The organism is Pseudomonas sp. ML96 (assembly GCF_000761545.1).
Classification (GTDB): Bacteria; Pseudomonadota; Gammaproteobacteria; order Pseudomonadales; family Pseudomonadaceae; genus Aquipseudomonas.
This window is the reverse complement of the sequence record NZ_JPMY01000045.1, coordinates 137,371-143,812: the sequence shown is the minus strand read 5'-3', so window position 1 is coordinate 143,812 and position 6,442 is coordinate 137,371. Positions and strand designations below refer to the sequence as shown.

7 protein-coding genes are annotated in these 6,442 nt (G+C 61.8%); 5 read left to right on the top strand and 2 right to left on the bottom strand.

Features of this window, described 5'->3' with window-relative positions:
* Window positions 1-316: 316 nt before the first annotated feature.
* Window positions 317-676, bottom strand: coding sequence for a DUF5064 family protein (locus IP89_RS21355; protein WP_043311855.1), 360 nt, complete (start codon window positions 674-676; stop codon window positions 317-319).
* A 66-nt stretch (window positions 677-742) separates the two neighbouring features.
* The gene (locus IP89_RS21350) at window positions 743-1,060 is read right to left on the bottom strand and encodes a DUF2288 domain-containing protein (RefSeq protein WP_043311852.1); all 318 of its coding nucleotides are present in this window, start codon (window positions 1,058-1,060) and stop codon (window positions 743-745) included.
* Window positions 1,061-1,385: 325 nt separating this feature from the next.
* Here IP89_RS21350 and IP89_RS21345 point away from each other — a divergent pair, with 325 nt between their 5' ends.
* The 5 genes from IP89_RS21345 (at window position 1,386) to IP89_RS21325 (ending at window position 6,272) form a co-directional block, all read left to right on the top strand.
* Window positions 1,386-2,507 (top strand): branched-chain amino acid ABC transporter substrate-binding protein, encoded by a 1,122-nt coding sequence (locus IP89_RS21345; protein WP_043311850.1) that lies wholly within the window; start codon window positions 1,386-1,388, stop codon window positions 2,505-2,507.
* A gap of 117 nt (window positions 2,508-2,624) precedes the next feature.
* The gene (gene livH, locus IP89_RS21340; RefSeq protein WP_043311847.1) at window positions 2,625-3,548 is read left to right on the top strand and encodes a high-affinity branched-chain amino acid ABC transporter permease LivH; all 924 of its coding nucleotides are present in this window, start codon (window positions 2,625-2,627) and stop codon (window positions 3,546-3,548) included.
* The gene (locus IP89_RS21335; RefSeq protein ID WP_043311845.1) at window positions 3,545-4,804 is read left to right on the top strand and encodes a high-affinity branched-chain amino acid ABC transporter permease LivM; all 1,260 of its coding nucleotides are present in this window, start codon (window positions 3,545-3,547) and stop codon (window positions 4,802-4,804) included. Before livH ends, IP89_RS21335 begins: the two co-directional genes overlap by 4 nt.
* Window positions 4,801-5,568, top strand: a complete 768-nt coding sequence (gene livG / locus IP89_RS21330) for a high-affinity branched-chain amino acid ABC transporter ATP-binding protein LivG (RefSeq protein WP_043311843.1) — start codon at window positions 4,801-4,803, stop codon at window positions 5,566-5,568. The genes IP89_RS21335 and livG overlap by 4 nt, the downstream gene beginning before the upstream one ends.
* Before the next feature lie 2 nt (window positions 5,569-5,570).
* The gene (locus tag IP89_RS21325) at window positions 5,571-6,272 is read left to right on the top strand and encodes an ABC transporter ATP-binding protein (protein WP_043311842.1); all 702 of its coding nucleotides are present in this window, start codon (window positions 5,571-5,573) and stop codon (window positions 6,270-6,272) included.
* The last annotated feature ends 170 nt before the right edge of the window (window positions 6,273-6,442 follow it).

Here is a 6,442-nt window from a genome sequence, read left to right as displayed (position 1 = left end):
ATGACTGTTAATCATTGGGTCCCTGGTTCGAGTCCAGGTCGCGGAGCCAAATTCGAAAGCCTCAGGTGAAAACCTGGGGCTTTTTTGTTGCCTGCCGAACTCTCGCCAGGGACTGCGTCCCAGGTTATTCGGCCTTCGGCCTCACCCCTTCGGGGCCGCTGCTCACGCGCGTTCGGCTGCGCCATCGAGCCCAGATCACAGCCTCATGCCGAAAAGCATCAGGCGAAAACCTGGGGCTTTTGTTTCCAGCAGAAATCCGTATGCATAGAAAAGAAGAAGCCCCGCCAGTGTGGGGCTTCTTCTTTAGAAAGGTCTCTCAGAGGCCATCCTTCTCCAGATGGTCGAAATTGACCGTCTCGCCCGGCTTGGCATGCAGCTTGTCGCGGATGTCCTCGAACATTTTGTCGAACTCGGCATGACCACGCATGATCAGCGAGTGGTTGGTCGGCAGGCCATGCTTGGCTGCCACCCGGGTGGCGACGCTGGCGAAGTTGAAGGCGGTATCGCGATGCAGATCGAACTCGTCCTTGAACGCCTTGCCGGCGATCTGCCCCTCCATGCGGAAGTGCATCATCTGCCCTTCCTTAGGGTCGTTGCGCACCTCGTAGAAGAGGTCCACGGAAAACTCCATCTGGCCAGGCAGACTGGCTCTATGTAGATGCCCCGGTTCAAACATGTTGGCTCTCCTTGCAGGTCGAAAAGCTCAGTCTAGACCAGCATCGGTAAGCGCAAATGACCCGCTTCAGTGCAGCGTCGCACCAGCTGTGCGCTCCTGAATCAGCACCCACGGCGACACCACCACGGCCCACAGCTCCGGATCGCGCTGCAGATAATCCTGCGCACGCGCCTCATCGACCTTCGCCACCAGCCCTGCCTGCAGCCAGGCAGCGACCTTGGCGCTATCGTCGCCGGCCACGGCCTGCGCGACTTCCACCAGATTCAGGCTGTTGTCCGCCCACAGCAGCTGACCGCGAGCGAAGAAGGGCTGCAGCTCCTCCCAGGAAATCTTGGCCGTTTCGCCAAGTAGTTTGGCATAGAGGGTGCTTGCTGTTTCTGTCATGACTTGCCCTGTGTAAAAAGCACACGAATGTGAAAGCGGTCGCCATGATAGCGCCGCTCCCCCGACAGGCAAGCTCACCCCTCGACCCACTCCGGCATAAGGACCTTTCAGTCACCAAAAGACGCGCCGTTATTCTGTACGTTTATTTCAACCAAGCGACACTATCCCCTCACGCCTCCCAAAGTGCGCTTTTCAAGGCGCAAAACAGAGTTCTACACTGTGCCGGTACAGTTGCCGGGGGAGCGTGACCGGATACCTTTACCGGTCCTGCAGCTTTGGCCGCATGGATTACAAGAACGAACAACACATATAAGAGTGGAGCACTATGAAACAGGCTACCAAGCAAGTTACCAAGCTGTTCGCCGCTATGGCCCTGGCTGGCGCTGCCAGCTACTCGATGGCCGCTGACACCATCAAGATCGCCCTGGCCGGCCCGGTTACCGGTGCTGTTGCCCAGTACGGCGAGATGCAGTTCATCGGTGCCGAAATGGCCATCGAGCAGATCAACAAGGCCGGCGGGGTGAACGGCGCGATGCTCGAAGGCGTCAAATACGACGACGCTTGCGATCCGAAACAAGCCGTTGCCGTAGCCAACAAAATCGTCAACGACGAAGTGAAATACGTCGTTGGCCACCTGTGCTCCAGCTCCACTCAGCCGGCGTCCGACATCTACGAAGACGAAGGCATCCTGATGATCACCGCGGCTTCCACCAGCCCGGACATCACCGCTCGTGGCTACCAGCTGGTATTCCGCACCATCGGTCTGGACAGCCTGCAAGGCCCGACCGCCGGCAACTTCATCGCCGACCACGTCAAGCCGAAGACCGTTGCCGTCGTTCACGACAAGCAGCAGTACGGTGAAGGCATCGCCACCGCGGTCAAGCAGACCCTGGAAGGCAAAGGCACCAAGGTTGCCGTGTTCGAAGGTATCAACGCCGGTGACAAGGACTTCTCGTCCCTGATCTCCAAACTCAAGCAAGCTAACGTCGACTTCGTCTACTACGGCGGCTACCACCCGGAACTGGGCCTGCTGCTGCGTCAGGCTGCCGAGAAAGGCCTGAAGGCCAAGTTCATGGGTCCGGAAGGCGTGGGTAACAAAGAAATCTCCGCCATCGCCGGCCCGGCTTCCGAAGGCCTGCTGGTCACCCTGCCGAAGTCCTTCGACCAGGATCCGAAGAACCAGGCTCTGGTTGAAGCCTTCAAGGCCAAGAACCAGGACCCGAGCGGCCCGTTCGTCTTCCCGGCTTACGCCGCGGTACAGGTCATGGCCGACGGCATGAAGAAAGCCGGCAGCACCGAGACCGACAAAGTCGCTGCCGCTCTGCGCGCCAACACCTTCGAAACCCCGACCGGCGAGCTGGGCTTCGACGAGAAGGGTGACCTGAAGAACTTCAGCTTCGTTGTTTACGAGTGGCACCAGGACGGTACCAAAACCGAAGCCAAGTAAGCTTCCCGCCTGAACCCAAAGCCCACTGCGCGAGCAGTGGGCTTTGTTTTATTGAGATTTCCGGCCATCCGTCGCGTCACAAGCGCCGCTTTACGGACCGAGCCGAGGAGTTAGGTAATGCCTGAGCTCTATCACTATCTTCAACAGCTGGTTAACGGTCTGACCGTTGGCAGCACCTATGCCCTGATCGCCATCGGCTACACCATGGTCTACGGCATCATCGGCATGATCAATTTCGCCCACGGCGAGGTGTACATGATCGGCTCGTACGTAGCCTTCATCGTCATCGCCGGGTTGACCATGATGGGGCTCGACAGCCTGCCCCTGCTGATCATCGGCGCCTTCGCCGCCAGCATCATCGTCGCCAGCGCTTATGGATATAGCATCGAACGGGTGGCATACCGGCCGCTACGCGGCAGCAACCGCCTGATCCCGCTGATTTCGGCGATCGGCATGTCGATCTTCCTGCAGAACGAAGTGCTCCTCGCGCAGGATTCTAAAGACAAGGCCATCGCAACCCTGATCCCCGGCAACATCGTGTTCGGCGAGAGCACCATGAATGGCGTGGTGATCTCCTACATGCAGATCCTGATCTTCGTCGTCACCTTCCTGGTGATGTACGGCCTGACCATGTTCATCTCCAAGTCCCGTCTGGGTCGCGCCTGCCGCGCCTGCGCCGAGGACATCAAGATGGCCAACCTGCTGGGTATCAACACCAACAACATCATCGCCCTGACCTTCGTCATCGGTGCCACCCTGGCCGCCGTGGCCGCGGTGCTGCTGGGCATGCAGTACGGCGTGATCAACCCGCACATCGGCTTCCTCGCCGGCATCAAGGCATTCACCGCCGCGGTGCTCGGTGGTATCGGCAGCATCCCGGGCGCCATGCTCGGCGGCCTGGTACTCGGCGTGGCCGAAGCCTTCGGCGCCGATATCTTCGGTGACCAGTACAAAGACGTAGTGGCCTTCAGCCTGTTGGTGTTGGTACTGCTGTTCCGTCCGACCGGCATCCTCGGCCGTCCGGAGGTCGAGAAAGTATGAACACCAAGAACCTCAAGACTGCCTTCTTCAGCGCCCTGCTGGTGCTGGCCGTGGCCTACCCGGTGCTCGGCCTGAAGCTGACCACCGTCGGCATCAAGCTCGAAGTGCATGGCGCCAGCCCTGCGGCGCTGTGGACCATCGCCGCTGCGGCCATCGCCATGTTCTTCTGGCAGCTGTTCCGTGATCGCCTGGGCAACGCCGTGGCCAGCGCGCCCAGCCTGCCAAAGCTGCCGGCCGGTGCCAGCAACTTCCTCACCCTGCCCTCCACCCAGCGCTGGGTCATCCTCGGCCTGATCGTGGTCGCCCTGGCCTGGCCGTTCTTCGGCAGCCGTGGCGCCGTGGACATCGCCACGCTGATCCTGATCTACGTGATGCTCGGCCTCGGCCTGAACATCGTGGTCGGCCTGGCCGGCCTGCTGGACCTGGGTTACGTCGGCTTCTACGCCGTGGGCGCCTACAGCTACGCGCTGCTGTCGCACTACTACGGCCTGGGCTTCTGGGTGTGCCTGCCGATCGCCGGCCTGATGGCGGCGTTCTTCGGCTTCATCCTCGGCTTCCCGGTGCTGCGTCTGCGCGGCGACTACCTGGCGATCGTCACCCTCGGCTTCGGCGAGATCATCCGCATCCTGCTGCGTAACCTCACCGAGCTGACCGGCGGCCCCAACGGCATCAGCAACATCGAGAAGCCGAGCCTGTTCGGCCTCTCCTTCGAGCGCCGCGCGGCGGAAGGCATGCAGACCTTCCACGAGTATTTCGGTATCGCCTACAACTCGGTGAACAAGGTGGTGTTCCTCTACCTAATCGCCCTGCTGCTGGTACTGCTGACCCTGTTCGTGATCAACCGTCTGCTGCGCATGCCGATCGGCCGCGCCTGGGAAGCCCTGCGCGAAGACGAGATCGCCTGCCGCGCGCTGGGCATGAACCCGACCGTGATCAAGCTCTCCGCCTTCACCCTCGGCGCCGCCTTCGCCGGTTTCGCCGGCAGCTTCTTCGCCGCGCGCCAGGGCCTGGTGACTCCGGAGTCGTTCACCTTCATCGAGTCGGCGATCATCCTCGCCATCGTCGTGCTGGGTGGCATGGGCTCGCAGCTCGGCATCATCCTCGCCGCCGTGGTGATGATCCTGCTGCCGGAACTCATGCGTGAGTTCAGCGAGTACCGCATGCTGATGTTCGGCGCCCTGATGGTGCTGATGATGATCTGGCGTCCGCAGGGCCTGCTGCCCATGCAACGTCCCCACCTGGAGTTGAAACCATGAGCCGCCCGATTCTTGAAGTCAGCGGGCTGACCATGCGCTTCGGCGGTCTGCTGGCCGTCAACAATGTCGCCCTGACCGTGCAACCCAAGCAGGTGGTTTCCATGATCGGCCCGAACGGCGCCGGCAAGACCACCGTGTTCAACTGCCTGACCGGTTTCTACCAGCCCTCCGGCGGCGTGATCCTGCTCGACGACGAGCCGATCCAGCACCTGCCGGGCCACAAGATTGCCCACAAGGGCGTGGTGCGTACTTTCCAGAACGTTCGCCTGTTCAAGGAAATGACTGCGGTGGAGAACCTGCTGGTCGCCCAGCATCGCCACCTCAACACCAACTTCTTCTCCGGCCTGTTCAAGACTCCGAGCTTCCGCCGCAGCGAGAAGGCGGCCATGGAATACGCGGCGCACTGGCTGGAAGAAGTGAACCTCACCGACGTGGCCAACCGCCCGGCCGGCACCCTGGCCTACGGCCAGCAGCGCCGCCTGGAGATCGCCCGCTGCATGATGACGCGCCCGCGCATCCTCATGCTCGACGAGCCGGCCGCCGGCCTCAACCCGCGCGAGACCGAAGATCTCAAGCAGTTGATCGGCATGCTGCGCAACGACCACGACGTGACCGTGCTGCTGATCGAGCACGACATGCACCTGGTCATGAGCATCTCCGACCACATCTACGTGATCAACCAGGGCACCCCCCTGGCCAACGGCACTCCGGAAGAAATCCGCAACAACCCGGACGTGATCAAAGCCTATCTGGGGGAGGCGTAAGCATGCTGAGTTTCAAGAACGTCTCCACCTTCTACGGCAAGATCCAGGCCCTGCACGACGTCAGCATCGAAGTCGAAAGGGGCGAGATCGTCACCCTGATCGGCGCCAACGGTGCCGGCAAGTCGACCCTGCTGATGACCCTGTGCGGCTCGCCGCGCGCGGCCAGCGGCAGCATCCGCTACATGGGTGAGGAGCTGGTCGGCCAGGAGTCCTACGACATCATGCGCAAGAGCATCGCCGTCGTGCCGGAAGGCCGCCGCGTGTTCGCCCGCCTGACCGTCGAAGAGAACCTGGCCATGGGCGGCTTCTTCGGCAGCAAGGGCGACAACCAGGAGCAGCTGGACAAGGTTCTGCACCTGTTCCCGCGCCTGAAAGAGCGCTTCGAGCAGCGCGCCGGCACCATGTCCGGTGGCGAACAGCAGATGCTCGCCATCGGCCGCGCGCTGATGAGCAAGCCGCAACTGCTGTTGCTCGACGAGCCGTCGCTGGGCCTGGCGCCGATCATCATCCAGCAGATCTTCGACATCGTCGAACAGCTGCGCCGCGATGGCGTGACCGTGTTCCTGGTCGAGCAGAACGCCAACCAGGCGCTCAAGCTGGCCGACCGTGCCTATGTACTGGAAAACGGCCGCATCGTCATGCAGGGCACCGGCGCCGACCTGTTGGTCGACCCGAAAGTGCGCGACGCCTACCTCGGCGGCTGATGCTCGCGGCTTGAATGGGAACGGCCCCTCGCGGGCCGTTTTCATTTGTACCGGCTGACCGAAGGGCACCACAAAACGGGCCAGCCCTATAGAATCGCCGCCTTTCATTTTCTGCGCCTATCGTTACCCGATAGACCTCCGGACACCGGCCACCGACCATCTCGGCGGCC